21 protein-coding genes and 1 pseudogene are annotated in these 16,493 nt (G+C 70.7%); 16 read left to right on the plus strand and 6 right to left on the minus strand.

Annotation, left to right across the window (positions count from 1 at the left end; genetic code table 11):
* Positions 1–93 precede the first annotated feature (93 nt).
* Positions 94–411: a PepSY domain-containing protein gene (locus AC1ROY_RS17855; protein WP_493150210.1), complete on the minus strand. Its 318-nt coding sequence runs from the start codon at positions 409–411 to the stop codon at positions 94–96.
* Between the two features lie 161 nt (positions 412–572).
* Here AC1ROY_RS17855 and AC1ROY_RS17860 point away from each other — a divergent pair, with 161 nt between their 5' ends.
* Positions 573–806 carry a hypothetical protein gene (locus AC1ROY_RS17860; RefSeq protein WP_493150211.1) on the plus strand — a complete coding sequence of 78 codons (234 nt, stop codon included), beginning with the start codon at positions 573–575 and terminating at the stop codon, positions 804–806.
* 73 nt (positions 807–879) lie between these two features.
* Here the strand turns inward: AC1ROY_RS17860 and AC1ROY_RS17865 are convergent, their stop codons facing one another.
* Together AC1ROY_RS17865 and AC1ROY_RS17870 are read right to left on the minus strand one after the other, a co-directional pair.
* Positions 880–1,467, minus strand: a complete 588-nt coding sequence (locus AC1ROY_RS17865; protein WP_493150212.1) for a malonic semialdehyde reductase — start codon at positions 1,465–1,467, stop codon at positions 880–882.
* A gap of 226 nt (positions 1,468–1,693) precedes the next feature.
* Positions 1,694–2,254 carry a NifU family protein gene (locus tag AC1ROY_RS17870; RefSeq protein WP_493150213.1) on the minus strand — a complete coding sequence of 187 codons (561 nt, stop codon included), beginning with the start codon at positions 2,252–2,254 and terminating at the stop codon, positions 1,694–1,696.
* A gap of 118 nt (positions 2,255–2,372) precedes the next feature.
* Here AC1ROY_RS17870 and AC1ROY_RS17875 point away from each other — a divergent pair, with 118 nt between their 5' ends.
* Positions 2,373–2,891 (plus strand): hypothetical protein, encoded by a 519-nt coding sequence (locus AC1ROY_RS17875; RefSeq protein WP_493150214.1) that lies wholly within the window; start codon positions 2,373–2,375, stop codon positions 2,889–2,891.
* Here AC1ROY_RS17875 and AC1ROY_RS17880 read toward each other — a convergent pair.
* Positions 2,873–3,556 carry a YggS family pyridoxal phosphate-dependent enzyme gene (locus AC1ROY_RS17880; protein WP_493150215.1) on the minus strand — a complete coding sequence of 228 codons (684 nt, stop codon included), beginning with the start codon at positions 3,554–3,556 and terminating at the stop codon, positions 2,873–2,875. The genes AC1ROY_RS17875 and AC1ROY_RS17880 overlap by 19 nt on opposite strands.
* A gap of 52 nt (positions 3,557–3,608) precedes the next feature.
* On the opposite strand from AC1ROY_RS17880, the gene AC1ROY_RS17885 reads away from it, so the two are divergent.
* From AC1ROY_RS17885 to AC1ROY_RS17945, 13 genes and pseudogenes are all read left to right on the plus strand, one after another.
* Positions 3,609–4,187 carry a thiamine phosphate synthase gene (locus tag AC1ROY_RS17885; protein ID WP_493150216.1) on the plus strand — a complete coding sequence of 193 codons (579 nt, stop codon included), beginning with the start codon at positions 3,609–3,611 and terminating at the stop codon, positions 4,185–4,187.
* Positions 4,188–4,371: 184 nt separating this feature from the next.
* The gene (locus AC1ROY_RS17890; protein WP_493150217.1) at positions 4,372–5,805 is read left to right on the plus strand and encodes a porin; all 1,434 of its coding nucleotides are present in this window, start codon (positions 4,372–4,374) and stop codon (positions 5,803–5,805) included.
* 87 nt (positions 5,806–5,892) lie between these two features.
* Positions 5,893–6,450 carry a DUF3576 domain-containing protein gene (locus AC1ROY_RS17895; protein WP_493150218.1) on the plus strand — a complete coding sequence of 186 codons (558 nt, stop codon included), beginning with the start codon at positions 5,893–5,895 and terminating at the stop codon, positions 6,448–6,450.
* Between the two features lie 82 nt (positions 6,451–6,532).
* Positions 6,533–9,187 (plus strand): leucine--tRNA ligase, encoded by a 2,655-nt coding sequence (leuS, locus tag AC1ROY_RS17900; protein WP_493150219.1) that lies wholly within the window; start codon positions 6,533–6,535, stop codon positions 9,185–9,187.
* A 43-nt stretch (positions 9,188–9,230) separates the two neighbouring features.
* Positions 9,231–9,791, plus strand: coding sequence for an LPS assembly lipoprotein LptE (gene lptE / locus AC1ROY_RS17905; RefSeq protein WP_493150220.1), 561 nt, complete (start codon positions 9,231–9,233; stop codon positions 9,789–9,791).
* A 7-nt stretch (positions 9,792–9,798) separates the two neighbouring features.
* The gene (gene holA, locus AC1ROY_RS17910; RefSeq protein ID WP_493150221.1) at positions 9,799–10,812 is read left to right on the plus strand and encodes a DNA polymerase III subunit delta; all 1,014 of its coding nucleotides are present in this window, start codon (positions 9,799–9,801) and stop codon (positions 10,810–10,812) included.
* A gap of 288 nt (positions 10,813–11,100) precedes the next feature.
* Complete coding sequence (gene rpsF, locus AC1ROY_RS17915) at positions 11,101–11,574, plus strand: 30S ribosomal protein S6 (RefSeq protein ID WP_493150222.1); 474 nt, start codon at positions 11,101–11,103, stop codon at positions 11,572–11,574.
* A 4-nt stretch (positions 11,575–11,578) separates the two neighbouring features.
* The gene (rpsR, locus tag AC1ROY_RS17920) at positions 11,579–11,857 is read left to right on the plus strand and encodes a 30S ribosomal protein S18 (protein WP_131548281.1); all 279 of its coding nucleotides are present in this window, start codon (positions 11,579–11,581) and stop codon (positions 11,855–11,857) included.
* Between the two features lie 16 nt (positions 11,858–11,873).
* Positions 11,874–12,770, plus strand: a complete 897-nt coding sequence (locus tag AC1ROY_RS17925; RefSeq protein ID WP_493150223.1) for a hypothetical protein — start codon at positions 11,874–11,876, stop codon at positions 12,768–12,770.
* Between the two features lie 15 nt (positions 12,771–12,785).
* On the plus strand, positions 12,786–13,337 hold the full coding sequence (gene rplI, locus AC1ROY_RS17930; RefSeq protein WP_493150224.1) for a 50S ribosomal protein L9: 552 nt from the start codon (positions 12,786–12,788) through the stop codon (positions 13,335–13,337).
* 326 nt (positions 13,338–13,663) lie between these two features.
* Positions 13,664–13,768: pseudogene (locus AC1ROY_RS17935) on the plus strand (hypothetical protein); the annotation flags it as partial.
* Entirely contained in the window at positions 13,755–14,033 is a 279-nt protein-coding gene (locus AC1ROY_RS17940) for a BrnA antitoxin family protein (protein ID WP_493150225.1), read from the plus strand. The pseudogene AC1ROY_RS17935 and the gene AC1ROY_RS17940, both read left to right, overlap by 14 nt.
* 76 nt (positions 14,034–14,109) lie before the next feature.
* Positions 14,110–14,697 (plus strand): LysE family translocator, encoded by a 588-nt coding sequence (locus AC1ROY_RS17945; RefSeq protein ID WP_493150226.1) that lies wholly within the window; start codon positions 14,110–14,112, stop codon positions 14,695–14,697.
* On the opposite strand, the gene AC1ROY_RS17950 is transcribed toward AC1ROY_RS17945, so the two are convergent.
* Positions 14,690–15,373, minus strand: a complete 684-nt coding sequence (locus AC1ROY_RS17950) for a DJ-1/PfpI family protein (protein ID WP_493150227.1) — start codon at positions 15,371–15,373, stop codon at positions 14,690–14,692. The two genes, AC1ROY_RS17945 and AC1ROY_RS17950, sit on opposite strands and share 8 nt — an antisense overlap.
* 118 nt (positions 15,374–15,491) lie before the next feature.
* Between AC1ROY_RS17950 and AC1ROY_RS17955 the strand changes: the two genes are divergently transcribed.
* Positions 15,492–16,082, plus strand: a complete 591-nt coding sequence (locus AC1ROY_RS17955) for a DUF4136 domain-containing protein (protein ID WP_493150228.1) — start codon at positions 15,492–15,494, stop codon at positions 16,080–16,082.
* A 7-nt stretch (positions 16,083–16,089) separates the two neighbouring features.
* Here AC1ROY_RS17955 and AC1ROY_RS17960 read toward each other — a convergent pair whose 3' ends face one another.
* Positions 16,090–16,488: a YbhB/YbcL family Raf kinase inhibitor-like protein gene (locus AC1ROY_RS17960; RefSeq protein WP_493150229.1), complete on the minus strand. Its 399-nt coding sequence runs from the start codon at positions 16,486–16,488 to the stop codon at positions 16,090–16,092.
* Positions 16,489–16,493: the final 5 nt, after the last annotated feature.

Raw genomic sequence — 16,493 nt, forward strand, 5'->3', positions numbered from 1 at the left:
CCCCAAATCATGAGTATTTTCTTGTGGGCTGGGAGGGGTGGAGAAGAGACAGGGCCACGCGAGTGGCCGGCGCGCTGCGTTTCGTGGCTGGGTTCAGGTGGGCGGGCCGCGGCGGCCCGACCGGATCACGGCGCCGGTCGAGGCATCCAGCTCGACCGTGAAGACCTCGCCATTGGGCGGCAGGATCTTGATCTCGTAGCGCCACTGACCGTCCTCCGTCTCCAGCTCCGCCTCGATGACGCGGCCATGGAACTGGCGCTCCACCCCGGAGAGGATTTCGGAAAGGGGACGGATCTGTCCCGCCTCCAGCGCGGCGCGGGCCCGCTCGTGGTCCCGCCGCTCGCCGCTGGCGACGCGCCCGTGGAAGACAGGCGGCAGGGCGAGCAGGGATGGCAGGAGGCGGCGGCGCATGGGCGTCGATTCGCGCGCCGGGGCTGAACGAAGGCTGAACCATGTGCTCAGTCCATGTTCAGGAAAGGGTCTCTAGAAGAGGCAGCAGGACGACTAGGCCCCACGGCGTTTCACGCCCGGAATTTCGAACGGCGCCGCGTCCGGCAAGGAGTTTCGGAGTCATGCTGCTCGATCTGGAAGAACTCGCACCGCATATGCTGGGTGTGTTCATGATCGCGCTGGCCTGCATTCCGCTCGTCTTCGTCTGGCAGGACCGCGGCCGCAAGCAGGCAGAGCGGGATCGCGTCGCGAGGCTGCAGCGCGAGGCACGCCTCGCCGCGCGGCTGCGGGCCCAGGGCGCAGCCGGCGCAGAGCCCCGCTTTGCCGAGGATTGGCTGGGCGAAGCCCGGCGGTAGATCGCGTTTTCAGGCAGGTATCAGGCGCCGGCCGCGGGAGCGGCCGGCGCCTTGGCATTTCAGCCGGGGGCGTTCAGACGATCGTCGCGACCTCGTCGAAGCCGAAGCGCGGCAGGCGCTCCATGACGCCGGCCGGGTCGCCATGGCCGAGGTTGATGAGGAAGTTCGTCTTGAAGCCCGAATCGGCGAAGAAGAGCTCGTCCACCTTGGCGTTGTCGAAGCCGCTCATCGGGCCGGTGTCGAGGCCGAGCGCGCGCGCCGCCAGGATCAGATAGGCGCCCTGCAGCGTGCCGTTGCGGAAGGCCGTCGTGTCGGCCAGCGACCAGTTGCCGGCGAACCAGCTCTTGGCATCGGCATGCGGGAAGAGCCGCGGCAGGTGATCGTAGAACTTCGGATCATGGGCGACGATGACCGTGACCGGGGCCGTCATCGTCTTCTCGGTGTTGCCGGAGGAGAGCGCCTGCTTCAGCTTGGCCTTGGCCTCGGGCGAGCGCACGAAGACGAAGCGCGCCGGCGAGGCGTTGGCGCTGGTCGGGCCGAATTTCAGCAGGTCGTAGAGCTCGCGCAGCTCCTCGTCGGTGACGGGGGCGTCGGTCCACTTGTTCTGGGTGCGCGCGGTGCGGAACAGCGCGTCGAGGGCGGTGTCGTCGAGCTTGGTCATCGGGGAGGCTCCGATCGGGTTGATGCCCCGACTATGCCGGCGCCCGCCCGTGCCCGCCATCCCGTCCGGCGCCATGAAGATCATTCATGGCGCTGATATTTATGCCCTCAGACGCCGGGCGCCGCCTTCGGCGGCTTGGCTTCGCCGCGCCCCGCCGGCGCGCCGGTGGAAAGGTCAGTTGGGCGGATCCGGCCGCCTCGCGGCCGGATCCGGGAGGCTTCCGGCCTCAGCCCTCGACCTGCTCCACCGCCACAACCTCGGGGATGTAGTGGCGCAGCATGTTCTCGACGCCGTGCTTCAGCGTGGCGCGCGAGGAGGGGCAGCCGCTGCAGGCGCCCTGCATCTTCAGCTTCACCATGCCGTCGCGATAGCCGCGGAAGACGATGTCGCCGCCGTCGCCGGCCACGGCCGGGCGGACGCGCTGGTCCAGCAGTTCCTTGATCTGGTCGACGATCTCGGCGTCGGCCGGGTCGAAGTCCTCGGCCTCGTCGGCGCCGATCCCCTCGATGACGGGCTGGCCGGACAGAAAATGCTCCATCACGGCGCCGAGCACCTGCGGGCGCAGCGCCTGCCAGTCGGTGGCGTCCGACTTGGTGACGGTGATGAAGTCGGCGCCCAGGAAGACGCGCGCCACGCCGTCGAGCGCGAGGAGGCGCCCGGCCATGGGCGCGCGGTCCGCGTCGTCGCCGGCGACGAAATCGGCCGTGCCGGCCTCGCCCATGACGCTCCGGCCAGGCAGGAACTTCAGGGTGGCGGGATTGGGAGTGCTCTCGGTCTCGATGAACATGTCTCGGTGCCCTTCAATCCGGGCTGATGTGGTCCGGTTTGCCCAGCTACGCAAGGTGGCCCCGGGGCTGGCATGGGGGTTGCTGCCCTGCCGGGCCGATCCGTCCCAGGAGCATGCCATGCTGGCCGACCCCATCCGCCTCGCCTTCCGCCCGCCCGGCCGGCTCGACGTGCCCGAGCCCACGGATGGCGGGCCGGCGCTGGGGCCGGACGAGGCCATCCCCATCCCGGGCGAGATCACCTTCGACGAGGTGCTGCGGGGGCTGAACCCGCTGCATCATCTGCCGGGGGTGGGCATCGCCTACCGGGCGGTGACGGGCGAGGACATCCACCCGGTGATGCGCGTGCTGGGGGCCGGGATCCTGGGCGGACCGCTGGGCATGGCGCTGGCCGGCGTCGCCTCGGCGATCGAGATGACCATGCCCGGCGCCCGGCTGCGGGCCGCGCTCAAGGGCGAGCCGGACCCGCTGCCCTCCGCTCCTTCCCCTGGGCTGGCGGTCGCCCCGCAGGACGTGGCGGGGGCCTATCGCCGATGGGTGGAGCTGGCCTCGCCGGCCCGGACGGCGGCGGCGCTGGCCGAGGCAACTCGGCCGCCCAACCAGGCGACGCGGCGGGCGGATCAGGCTCCGGCGGGATAGGCCCGGGCGCCGAAGATCGCCGACCCCACCCGGACCAGGGTGGCGCCCTCCTCGATCGCGGTCTCGAAATCGCCGCTCATGCCCATGGAGAGTTTTTTCAGCCCATGCTCCTTCGCCATCGCCGCCAGGGCCGCGAAGTGCGGGCGCGGATCGCCCTCGGCCGGCGGGATGCACATGAGGCCGGTCACCGGCAGGCCCCATTCCTCACGGCAGGCGCGGATGAAGCCGGCCGCCTCGGCGCGCGGCACGCCGGATTTCTGCGGCTCGTCGCCGATGTTCACCTGGATCATCAGCTCCGGCCGCCGGTTCTCCTTCGCCATGGCCTCGGCGATGGCCTGGGCGAGCTTCGGGCGGTCCAGGCTCTCGATGACGTCGGCCAGCCGCACGGCGTCGCGCGCCTTGTTGGTCTGCAGCCCGCCGATGATGTGGAGCCGCAGCTCCGGGTGGCCTTCGCGCAACGCCGGGAATTTTTGGGCTGCCTCCTGGACCCGGTTCTCGCCGAAGACCGCCTGGCCGGCCTGGAGCGCGGCGATCACCGCCTCGGCGGGGTGTGTCTTGGACACGGCGACCAGCGTGACTTCCGCGGGGTTGCGGCCGGCCCTGCGGGCGGCGGCCTCGATTCGCGCGTGGATTCGGGCGAGGCTCTGGGAGATGTCGTCGGGCATGCACCATAGAATACGGAGAGGGACGCGCGGCGCCAGGGTGGGGAAAGCCCCGGTGCCGCGTCAGTGGCTCCTGAGCGACCCCGTGCGGCTGCCGGACCCGACGCCGCTGCTCGGCCGGCTGCCGCGCGGCTCGGCGGTCCTGCTGCGGGGCGCGGCGCCGGAGGTGGCGCGCCGCGTGGCGCGGATCGCCCGGGCGCGCGGCCTCGTCCTGATGGTCGGGGGGGACGGGCGGGCGGCGCTGCTTCTCGGCGCCGGCCTGCACGTCCCGGACCGGATGTCCTGCCGCAACCTGTTGCCTTTTCTCCTGAATCGGCGGGGAAGGTTACTCTCCGTCGCGGTGCACGGCCGCGCCGGCGTGGCGCGGTCGCAGCGGCTGAATGCTGATGCGGTGCTGGTCTCACCGGCCTTCCCGACCGCGAGCCATCCCGGCGCGCCGGCGCTCGGCCCGATTCGCTGGGGCGACCTGGCCCGTGCCGCGGGCCGGCCGGCGGTGGCGCTGGGCGGGATGACGGCGCTCCGGATGCGGCGGCTGCCGCCGGGACGGGCGGCCGGATGGGCCGCGATCGGGGCGTGGCAGCCGTCTGTGGCGCATCCGCCACAGTGTCTCAGGGAAGTCGCGCTCCGGCGATGATGCCGGTTGCCCGCCCGTAACGCGCCAACGCATAGTCCGCCGCGGACCCGAGTGATCATTGGTTGTCGCGCATCGGCTATGTCCGGAGCGCAGGAACCGGGGGGTCACGGCCTCGCCCAGGGATGGGGGGGGAGGGTCAAGGGGAACAAAGCCGGCTCTGCCGGCCCGTAAGGAGAGTTTGAACATGCGCAAGATTTTGCTGGGCACGACGGCAGTCGTCTCGGCGGTCGTGGGCAGCGCCGTCATGGCGCCCCAGGCCTCCGCTCAGGAAGCGCCGACCGTTCGTATCGGTGGCTTCTTCCGGGCCTACTACGGCTACACGCAGCAGAGCAGCCGCAACTCGGTGACCTCGAGCGGCCTGCCGCAGAACGTTTCCGGCGGCACCGAAAACCTGGCCGGCGTCGGCACCAGCACGGTCTCGACGACCAACGTCGCCCGCCTCAGCAAGTTCGACATCTCGACCGATGCCGGCATCGACGTCATCGTGAGCGGCAAGCTGGCCAATGGCCTGACCTACGGCGCGCAGATCTCGATGAACAGCAACGGCCTCGAAGGTCGTCAGATCGTCCAGGGCCGCGCCAGCGCCGGCAAGACGACGGTCGCCGTGGACGAGATGTACGCCTACATCGCGCATCCCCGCTTCGGTCAGGTCCGCTTCGGTGACGAGGACGGCGTCATGGGCGGCCTGATGAACTCGGGCTGGGTCCAGGGCTTCGGCACGGGCGGTGTGCACGGCTCGTGGGAAAGCTTCGTCACCCGCCAGGCTGGCGCCCGTACGACGACGGCGCCGGGCGGCATCGGTGACAGCTCCAAGATCATCTACATGTCCCCGCAGTTCTTCGGCTTCGACTTCGGCGCGAGCTTCTCGCCGAATGCGAATGTCGGTGAGGACACGGGCTGCTCGAACAACTCCGCCTCGGGCTACTGCGACAGCGCCTATGCCTTCTCCGGCGCCCGGAACTTCGGCATCTACGCCGCGGGTCCCGAGCAGGCGGTGAAGCGCAACGAGATTCAGGCCGCCGTCCGTTGGCGCGGCAATCTGGCCGGTGTCGGCCTGGCTGCGACCTTCGGCTACATCGGTTCCGGCGCCGCCCGCGACATCTCGTCGGCGAACGTCCAGTCCCGCGTGTTCAACGGCCTGAACATCTTCCAGGCCGGTGCGCAGGCGAGCGCCTATGGCTTCACGGTCGGTGCGAACTACACCTGGGGTGACTACAACTACTTCTGGGGCAACACCATGCGTGGTGACCGCTCCGCCGAGCAGATCACCGTGGGTGCCCAGTACACCTTCGGGCCCTTCACGGTGGGTTCGAACTTCGTGACGGGCTCCTTCGAGGGTGGCAGCCGCTCGACCTTCAACGACAGCACCACCGGTGGCATCACGCAGACCTCCTGCCGCCCGACCGCTCCGGGCGTGTCCAACTCCTGCGCCGGCCAGCGCCGCTGGGGTATGTCGGTCGGTGGCAACTACCGCCTCGCGCCCGGCATGGACCTGATCGCCGAGTGGGTTCACTACTCGATCCGCGAGCAGGGCCGCGATCTCGATCCCGTCCGCCCTGGCATCCAGAGCCGCGGCTTCGAGGATGTGTTCATCCTCGGTACGCGTATCGCCTTCTGAGGCTGGTCACTCTTCGTGACGGATCGGGGCGGCAGGGCAACCTGTCGCCCCTTTTCTTTTGCAAGCCCCTCCCCTAGAAGCGCAGCCATGACACACGCCATCCGTCCGATTCTCGCGCTGGGCCTCGCCCTCGCCGCCCTCGCGGCCTGCCAGGGTGGTCGCCAGGTGCGAAACGACGAATACGGCACCGACAGCCAGCGCGAGCTCGCGCTGCGCCAGACGGGTGCCAACCCGACGAGCTCTGGCATCGTGGTCTTCGGTGTCGACCGCTCGCGCGAGGCGCAGGGTGGCGGCGGGTCCGGCCCCAATGCGGGCGGCGGCGGCATGACGGTCAACGCCTATCTCTGGCGCGCCACGCTCGACACGCTGTCCTTCATGCCGCTGGCCAGCGCCGATCCCTTCGGCGGGGTGATCATCACCGATTGGTACTCGCCGCCCCAGGCCGATGGCGAGCGCTTCAAGGCCACCGCCTATGTGATCGGCCGGCAGCTGCGCTCCGACGGCGTGCGCGTGCAGGTCTTCCGGCAGGTGAACCGCAACGGCACCTGGGTGGACGCCGCCGCCTCGACGGCGACGAACTCCGAGATGGAGGACCGCGTCCTCGCCCGCGCCCGCGAGCTGCGGAGCCAATCGGCCGGCCGATAAGTCCCGCCGCCGCGCGCGGCATGCCTGCCCGCTGATGATGGCGCCTTGAGGTGGCCGCGGGCCGGCTCTATTCAGGGGCGTCATGCCCGATACACCACAGCCCCATATCGCAGCCAGCACGGCCGCCGATCGCTACGACTTCGCCGCCGCCGAGCCGCGCTGGCAGGAGGCCTGGGAGGCCGCCGCCTGCTTCTCGGTGCCCGACGTGCCGCCGGCCGGTGCGAAGAAGTACTACGTGCTCGAGATGTTTCCCTACCCCTCGGGCAAGATCCACATGGGGCATGTGCGCAACTACACGCTCGGCGACGTGGTGGCGCGCTACAAGCGGGCGCAGGGCCATCTGGTGATGCACCCGATGGGCTGGGACGCCTTCGGCCTGCCCGCCGAGAATGCGGCGCGCGAGCGCGGCACGCATCCGGCCACCTGGACCTACGCGAACATCGCCAACATGCGCGCCGAGCTGAAGCGCATGGGCCTCTCGCTGGAATGGGCGCGCGAGTTCGCGACCTGCGATCCGGAATACTACGGCCAGCAGCAGAAGCTGTTCCTGGACTTCCTCGCCGCCGGCCTCGTCGAGCGCAAGGAGAGCTGGGTCAACTGGGATCCGGTGGACGGCACCGTTCTGGCCAATGAGCAGGTGATCGACGGCAAGGGCTGGCGCTCCGGCGCGCCGGTCGAGAAGAAGCTGCTGAGCCAGTGGTTCTTCTCCATCACCAAGTTCGCGCCGGACCTGCTGGCGGCGCTGGACGGGCTGGACCGCTGGCCCGAGCGGGTGCGGCTGATGCAGGCCAACTGGATCGGCCGCAGCGAGGGCGCGCGCGTGCGCTTCCCGCTGGCCCGCGAGAGCCTTGACGCCGTGGGCTCCAACAGCGGCGCCGTCGCGCTGACCACGGCCGAGCCGGCGCCGGTCGACGGCATCGCCGAGGTCGAGGTCTTCACCACGCGGCCGGACACGCTCTTCGGCATGTCCTTCCTGGCCGTCGCCGCCGAGCATCCGCTGGCCGCCGCGGCCGCCGCGCGCGATCCGGCCGCCGCCGCCTTCGTCGCCGAATGCCGCAGCCAGGGCACCAGCGAGGCCGTCATCGAGCAGGCCGAGAAGCGCGGCTACGACACCGGCTTCCGCGTCGCGCATCCCTTCATCGAGGGCGCGACCTACCCCGTCTGGATCGCGAATTTCGTCCTGATGGAATACGGCACGGGCGCGATCTTCGGCTGCCCGAGCGGCGACCAGCGCGACCTGGATTTCGCGCGCAAGTACGGCCTGCCCGTGCCGCCCGTGGTCCTGCCGCATGGTGCCGATCCCGCCACCTTCACGATCGCCGACGAGGCCTTCACCGAGGACGGCACGCTCTTCAACTCCGGCTTCCTGGACGGGCTCCCCGTCGCCGAGGCCAAGCGCGTCGCCATCGCGCGGATCGAGGAGCTGGGCCGCGGCCAGGGCGTCACCAACTGGCGCCTGCGCGACTGGGGCGTCTCGCGCCAGCGCTACTGGGGCTGCCCGATCCCCGTCATCCATTGCGACGATTGCGGCGCGGTGCCTGTGCCGCAGGACCAGCTCCCGGTGATCCTGCCCGAGGACGTCGACTTCTCGCGCCCTGGCAATCCGCTCGACCATCACCCGACCTGGAAGCACGTCGCCTGCCCGTCCTGCGGCAAGCCGGCGCGGCGCGAGACCGACACCTTCGACACCTTCGTCGACAGCTCCTGGTACTTCGCCCGCTTCTGCTCGCCGCGCGCCAACCAGCCGGTGACGCAGGCGGCAGTCGATTCCTGGCTGCCGGTGGACCAGTATATCGGCGGCATCGAGCACGCGATCCTGCACCTGCTCTACAGCCGCTTCTTCGTGCGCGGCATGCACGCGACCGGCCATGTGAAGATCGACGAGCCCTTCGCCGGCCTCTTCACCCAGGGCATGGTCCAGCACGAGAGCTACAAGGGCGCCGACGGCCGCTGGCTCTATCCGGAAGAGGTGGAGAAGCGCCCCGACGGCACCTCCATCGTGCGCGGCACCAACGAGCCGGTGACGGTCGGCCGCGTCGAATCCATGTCCAAGTCCAAGCGCAACACGGTGGATCCCGGCGCCATCATCGGCCGCTACGGCGCCGATACCGCGCGCTGGTTCATCCTGAGCGACAACCCGCCCGAGCGGGACATGGAGTGGTCGGAATCCGGCGTGGCGGGCGCGAGCCGCTTCATCGGCCGCGTCTGGCGCCTCGCGCAGAACCTGCGCGAGGCCGATGCGCCGGACGAGGCGGTGGGCCGAAAGCTCCTGCAGGCCACGCACCGGACCATCGCCGCGGTCACCGAGGCGCTGGAGGGCTTCGCCTTCAACGTCGCCGTGGCCCGCATCCACGAGCTCGCCAATGCCATCGGCGATGCCGCAAGCGCGCCCCTGGCCGTCCGACGGGAAGCGCTGGAGGCGCTGGTCCGCCTGTCCTCGCCCATGATGCCGCATCTCGCCGAGGAGCTGTGGTCCGGCCTGCGTCCCGGCGCCGGGCTGGTGGCGCAGCTGCCCTGGCTGGAGGCCGATCCGGCGCTGCTCAAGGCCGAGACGGTGACGCTCGCGGTCCAGGTCCTGGGCAAGCTGCGCGGCACCATCGAGGTCGCGGTGGACGCGCCGGACGAGGTGGTCTTCGCCGCCGCCGAGGCGGAGGAGAACGTCCAGCGTGCCCTGGGCGGCAAGCCGATCAGGAAGCGCATCCATGTGAGGGGACGGGTGGTCAACCTTGTCATCTAGAGCATGATCATCGAAGGAGCTGGCGCCTGAGGAGGGAGCGAACGTGAGCGGATCAGGCCTTAGGCGTCGCGGCCTTCTCCTGTCCTCCTTGGGGCTGGCCTCGGCCGGGCTGGCGGGCTGCGGCTTCCAGCCCGTCTATGGGTCGGACGGGGAGCGGAACATCGCCACGGGCGCGAACGAGCCCGCCTTGCGGGACCAGCTCGCCTCGGTGCGCGTGGGCCCGATCGGCGAGCGCAACGGGCAGATCCTCCGCCGCTCGCTGCAACGGCAGCTCGAGGGGCTGCGGCCGGGCACACAGGCCCGCTTCGATCTCGCCGCTTCGCTCGCCTACCAGGTCGAGGGGCTGGGCTACCGGCGCGACGGGACCATCACCCGGGTGCGCTATACCGCGACCGGCACCTGGATCCTGGCCACGGCCGCGGTTCCGCCGGTGGTGATCGAGCGGGGCACGGCTCGCACGCTGGACGATTTCAACATCCCCGACCTGCAGTTCTTTGCCGCCGACTCCTCGCGCGACGCCATGGAGCGCCGGCTGATCGACGAGCTCAGCGATCGGATCGTGCTCGGCGTGGCGGTTGCGCTGCGCCGGCGCATGCAGGGCTGAGCGCGGCTTGGCCGCGAAGCTCGACCCCCGCCGGCTGACCGCCTTCCTCGCCGATCCTCCGGAGGATTGCCGGGTGGTTCTGCTGGTCGGCGACGATGCCGGGCTGGTGAACGAGCGCGCGGGCCAGCTGGTGCGGAGCGTGGCGGGCAACGACCCGATCCGCGTCGTGGAGCCGGGGCGCGAGGCTGCGAAGGATGCGGGCTCGCTGGCCGGGGAGGCGGCCTCGGTGCCGCTGACAGGCGGGCGCGTGGCGATCCGCCTGCGCGACGCGCGCGACGCCTGGGCCGAGGCTGTCCGCGGCGCGTTGGCCGGGCCGGGGCCGGGGCTCGTGATCATCGAGGGCTCGGGGCTCACCGGACGGTCGAAGCTGCGGACGCTGGTGGCGGCGGATGCGCGCGGCCAGGTGATCGAATGCTATGCGGAGCGGGGGCGGGACCTGGTCGCCTCGATCCAGCGCATCCTCGGCGAGCTGGGCGCCCAGGCCGAGCCGGCCGCGCTGGACTGGCTGGCCGAGCGCGCCGGCGAGGACCGGCTGGCCATGCGCCGCTCGCTGGAGATCCTGGCGCTGCATGCCGAGCCCGGTGGGCGCATCACGGCCGAGGAGGCCATGGAGCTGCTCGGCGAGGGCAGCATGCTGGACCTGGACGAGGCGCTGCTGGCGGCCTCGCTGGGCGAGGTGGCGGTGGCGGACCGCGCCATCGCCAAGGCCTTTGCCGAGGGGGCGAACCCCGTGCAGGTGCTGCGCGCGGCGCTGCGGCATGTGCAGCGGCTGCATCTGGCGGCGCTGGCGGTGGCCGAGGGCAGCGCGCCGGCCGACGCGATCGGGGCGCTCCGGCCGCCCGTCTTCTGGAAGGCCAAGGGGCCGATGGAGCGGGCGCTGCAGCGCTGGTCGCCGGCACGGCTGGAGGCGCTGGGCGCAGCCCTGCTGCGCGCGGAGCGCCAGACCAAGTCGACGGGCCTGCCGGACGAGGTCATCGCGCGGCAGGTGGTGCTGGGGATGGCGCGCAGCGCGGCGCGGTAGGCTTCTGTCCGGCTCGACCACGCAAGGCCGTCGGAACCTTGGAGAATCCGGCCGCACAGCGGCCGGCGCCGCTGTGCGGCCTGCCAGGGGGCTTCAGCGGTGCGGCGAAGCCAAGGCCGCGGACGCGGCCGCCCGGCGTTTGAGGGCGTAAAAACAATATTGACCCGCGAAGCGGGGCATGGTTGATGCGCCGGACCCTGCCGCCGGCGTTGGCACGCCCGCGGCTATGCCTGTTTGCGCGCTCCGATTTCCGAGGCCGCCCGGGCTGAGCAGCCATAGGGAGCTCCCATGCCACTCTACGAATGCGTGTTCATCGCGCGCAACGACGTGACTCAGCAGCAGGTCGAGACGATCGCCGACAACATCGGCACGACGCTCGGCGAGCAGGGCGGCCACGTCCAGAAGCGCGAATACTGGGGCCTGCGCGGCCTCGCCTACAAGGTGAAGAAGAACCGCAAGGGGCACTACATGCTCCTCGGCATCGACGCACCCGCCCCCGCGATGCAGGAAGTCGTCCGGCAGCTCGGCCTCAACGAGGACGTGCTGCGCGAGATGACCATCCGCGTCGAGGCCATCGACCCCGAGACGCCCTCCGCCATCCTGGCCAAGCGCGCCGACGATCGCGACCGTGAGCGCGGCTTCCGCGGGCCCAAGCCCGCCGGCCGCTTCAGCTCGGGCCGCACCGGCGGCCGCGACGACCGCGAGGAGTTCCGGGCCCGTCCGCGCGACGAGATGGACCTCAACCTGAACGACGAGATGTGAGCCGATGAGCGAGACCGCAGAACCCAACATCGCCAATCGCCGCGCCGCCGTGGGGGCCCGCCGCCCCTTCTACCGGCGCCGGAAGTCCTGCCCCTTCTCCGGCCCGAACGCGCCGAAGATCGACTACAAGGACGTGCGCCTCCTGTCCCGCTTCCTGAGCGAGCGCGGCAAGATCGTGCCGAGCCGCATCACGGCCGTCAGCGGCAAGAAGCAGCGCGAGCTGGCGAACGCCATCAAGCGCGCGCGCTTCCTGGCCCTGCTGCCCTACGTGATCAACGACTGACACAGGAGTGTCCGGGGTGAGTCAGACATCGGGCCAAGGGGGGCTGTTCAGCCATCCCGCCGCCCTCGCGGCGGGCGCCGCGGGGGTGGGCTCGGCGCTGCTCGCCCTCTGGGCGATGCGCGGGATGCCGCTGGGCGGGCTGCTGATGTGGCTGTCGCCCATGCCGCTCTTCGCGGCGGGCTTCGGCTTCGGCGCGCGCGCGGCGGTCTCCGCCGTGGGCATCGCGGCGGCGCTGGTCTTCTTCAGCACGAGCTCGCTCGGCCTGCTGGTCTACCTGGCGGTCTTCGGGCTGCCGGCGGCGATGATCGTCGCGACCGCGATGCAGCCGGGCCGGATGGAGCTCTCGCTGCCGCTCGCGCTGCTCGGCCTCTGGCCCGTGGTGGTGCTGGCGGTGCTGGCGCTGGCCATTCCCGACATCGAGGCCGAGATGCGCGAGGCGGTGGAACTGGGCGTGCGCCGCATGGGCGTGTCGCTGCCGGACGGCATGGTGGACCAGATCGCGCAGGTGAAGGCGGCCGCGGCCGGCTTCTGGGTGGCGCTGCTGATGGTGGGCAACGGGCTGGCGGCGCAGGCGCTGCTGGCGCGCAACGGTCTCGCCATCCATCGCACGCCCCCGGCCGACGCGCTGCACCTGCCGGGCTGGTACCTGCTGCTGCCGGCCGTCGCGCTGGCGGCCTGGCTGGCCTTCGGGGGCGCCGTGGCGCTGTCGTCGCTGCTGATCCTGCTGGTGCCGGTCTTCCTGCTGGGCGTCGCCGGCGTGCATCGCCGGCTGCGCGGGCGGACGGGGCGGGTCGCCTTCCTGGCCGGCTTCTACGTGCTGATGCTCCTGTTTCTTCAGATCATGGCTCCGCTGATGGTCGGCGTGGGCCTTCTCGACCAATATCGGCGGCCCTCGATGCCGCCCCAAACCTGAGATCCGAGGCTAATCATGATTGAACTCATCCTGATGCAGCGCGTGGACAAGCTCGGCCAGATGGGCGAGCTCGTTAAGGTCAAGCCTGGCTACGCGCGCAACTACCTGCTCCCCGGCGGCAAGGCGATCCGCGCCACCAAGTCCAACCTCGAGAAGTTCGAGCAGGACCGCGTGCAGCTGGAGGCCCAGAACCTCAAGCGGCGCGAGGAGGCCGAGCGCGTGGCCGAGCGTATGGAGGGGCTCTCCGTGGTCCTGATCCGCTCCGCGGGCGAGAGCGGCGGGCTGTACGGCTCCGTCTCCGCGCGCGACATCGCCGACGGCTGCACCGAGGCGGGCCTGACGGTGAACCGCTCGCAGGTGCTGCTGGACCAGCCGATCAAGACGTTGGGCCTCACCACGGTGCGCGTGGAGCTGCATCCGGAGGTGCTGCTGCCGGTGGTCGTGAACGTGGCCCGCAGCCCGGAAGAGGCCGAGAAGCAGGCCCGCGGCGAGGAGATCTCGCGCGAGGAGGACATCACGCTCGAGGACGAGCTGGTGGCCGAGCTGGGCGCGGCGACGCGGGAGTAAATTTCCCGGCTTTGCTGGTGTTGGGAGAGGGGGCCGTGAGGCCCCCTTTTTCGTGCATGCGTGTTGAAGGCGCGACTCTGCCCCTCCCATGGTCGACACACGAATCGCGTATTGCCATTCCGTAGCTACAGGATCGGTGTATGCTGCCGCCATCAGCCTTCGAATGGGACGAAGCCAAGCGCCGATCCAATCTTGCCAAGCATGGCCTGGATTTTGTCGCCGCCGTTCGCATCTCGGGTGTGCCGTATGGGTAAGGCAGGACAGGGCGTCGCGATTATGGGGAAGATCGATTCCAGGCCGTCGGCGCCGTCCAGGGCCGAGTCGTCTTCATCACCTTCACGTGGCGCGGGGAAGCCTGCCGCATCATCCAAGCCCGCATCGCGAGCCGCGAAGAGCGTGCGCTCTACCAAGCCTTCCTTGCCAAAGGCTGATCTGAAGGACTGGGCGCGGCTCGACGCCTTGACGGACGAGCAGATCGAGGCCGCCATCGCCGATGACCCGGATGCAGCCCCGATCGTCGATGAGGCTTGGTTCGCCTCCGCCAAACTCGTTCTCCCCGAGCCCAAGCGCCAGACCACCCTCCGCCTCGACGCCGACCTGCTCGACTGGTACCGCGGCGCCGGCCCCGGCTGGCAGACGCGGATGAACGCCGTGCTGCGCGGCTACATGGAAGCCCAGCGGAAGAAGAAGCGCTGAGCCCGCGTCCGGCGCCGCCCTGCCATTACGTCAGCATTATTGACGTAATATCCCGGCCACGTGGACACTTCCCGTCATGGAATACCTCCTCACCCTGATCGGCTTCGCTTTCGCGACCTCCGCCACGCCGGGGCCGAACGTGCTGATGGTCGCGGCCTCGGCCGCGCAGGTGGGGTTCCGGCGGGTCATCCCACACATGCTGGGCGTGAGCCTCGGCTTTCCCGCGATGTTCCTCGCCATCGCGCTGGGCCTCGGGCTGCCCTTCGAAAGCTATCCCTGGCTGCACCGGGTCATGCAGGTCGCGGGCGGCGCCTGGCTGCTCTGGCTGGCCTGGAAGATCGCCTCCGCCCCGCCGCCGGGCGAGGCGAAACCCTCTCCGCCGCTGGGCTTCCTCGGTGCCGCCGCCTTCCAATGGGTGAATCCCAAGGCCTGGATGATCGTCCTCGCCGCCCTGCCGGCCTTCACCACCCCCGGCGAGCCCATCCTGCCGCAAGCCCTCACCATCGCGCTGGTCTTCGCCCTGGTCTGCATGCCCTGCCTGCTGCTCTGGGCCTGGCTCGGACAGGAGGCGGGGCGGGTGCTCGGCAGCGGCCTCCGGCTGCGCGCCTTCAACTGGTCGATGGCGGCGCTGCTGATCCTGAGCCTCGTGCCCCTGGTCAGGTGAAGGCGGCGCCGATCCGGCGGGCCATCTCCTCGCGCCGGCCGATCACGCCGGCCATCGCCGTCCGTGTCGCATGCACGAGCTCCGGCGGCGCGGTCTCGGGCGTGCCGGCGTCGAAGGGCGGCTTCGGGTCGTACTGCATGTAGAGCTGGATGCCCTCGGCCACCGCCTGGCCGCGCAGCTTTGCGGCCAGATGCAGCGCGCCGTCGAAACCCGAGGTCACGCCGGCGGCCGTCACGAATTTTCCATCCTCCACCACCCGTGCCTGCACCGGCACCGCGCCGAAGGAGGGGAGGATGTGGTGGCTCGCCCAATGCGTCGTGGCGCGGCGGCCGCGCAGCAGCCCGGTGGCGCCCAGCAGCAGGGCTCCCGTGCAGACGGTGAAGACGGCCTGGGCGCCCTCGGCCTGCCGCCGCACCCAGGCGAGGACCTCCGGGTCGGCCATCTGCGCATCCACCCCGAAACCGCCGGGGATGTGCAGCACGTCGAGCTGCGGCGCCTCCTCCAGCGTCGCGTCCGGGAGGATTCGCAGCCCCTTCATGTCGCGCGCCGGCGCCATGGTCTTCCCGTAGATGGCGTAGCTGGAATCCGGCAGGCGCGAGAGCACCTCGTGCGGCCCGGTCAGGTCCACCTGGTCGAGCTCGTCGAAGATCAGGCTGCCGATGGTGAGGTGGGCCATGTCGCGCGCTCCGCGTTGCGCGCGGATGGTGGCGGCGGCGTAACACCGCTGCAAGACCCGCCGTTGAATTTGCGATCCGTTCGCAATAGCGTGACCATCGATCGGAAGGAAACACCTCATGCTGCGCCGCCTGTTCGCCCTGATGCTCCTCGGGACGCTCGCCGCCTGCGCCGTCGGCCCCGACGTGCGCGTGGACTACGACCACAGCGCCGATTTCGCGCGTTACCGGACCTTCGGCTGGGCGAACCCCCTCGGCACCGACCGCTCGGGCTACACCACGCTCGTCACCGACCGCCTGAAGGCGGCGGTGGAGCGCGAGATGACGGTGCGCGGCTACACCTATTCCGCCAACAGCCCCGACCTGCTGGTGAACTTCCACGGCCGCTTCCGGGAGCGGCTCCAGGTCTCGGGCGGCCCGGCCTTCGCGGCGCCCATGACCTATTACGGTTATCGCGGCTACGGCGTCTGGCCGGGCTACACCTTCGGCAGCGGGCCCTTCGTGGATCAGTACACCGAGGGAACGATCAACATCGACATCGTCGACCGCCGGCGCGACATGCTGGTCTGGGAGGGCGTCGCGATGGCGCCGATCACCGACCGCGACCTCGTCTATCCGCAGGAGCGGATCGACACCTTCGTGGGCGCGATCTTTGCCCGCTATCCCTACCGGGCGGGCATCGGCACGCCGGTTCCGCTGCCGGCGCGCTGACCGGGCCTCACTCGGGCGGGAACATGCGGGTCGCCTGTCCCGTCCCGATGATCCGGCCGGAGGCATCCACGGCGTCGACGATGAAGCGGAAGGAGTGCCGCTCCCCCGCCGGCGGGCAGGGCCCGGCATAATTGGGCAGGGTTCCGGCCGGAATCCGGCCATCGGGCGGCACGAAGACGTCGCTGCCCTGCGAGAAGGTCGGCATGTTCAGGTCGGTCAGCCGGACCGTGACCTTGGTGGTGCCGGGCGGGATGCCGCGGATCGCCAGCGCCGGTGACCGCGGGGAGCACCGGTCCGCGGCACCCCACTGGAAATCGACGCCGATCGCCGCCGCATCGGCGGCCCGCTCGCGCTCCGGCGCGCAGCCCGTGGCGAGCAGCGCGAGGAGCAGGCCGGCGGACCGCATCGCCC

The organism is Roseococcus sp. GW821-FHT12F05 (genome assembly GCF_058806835.1).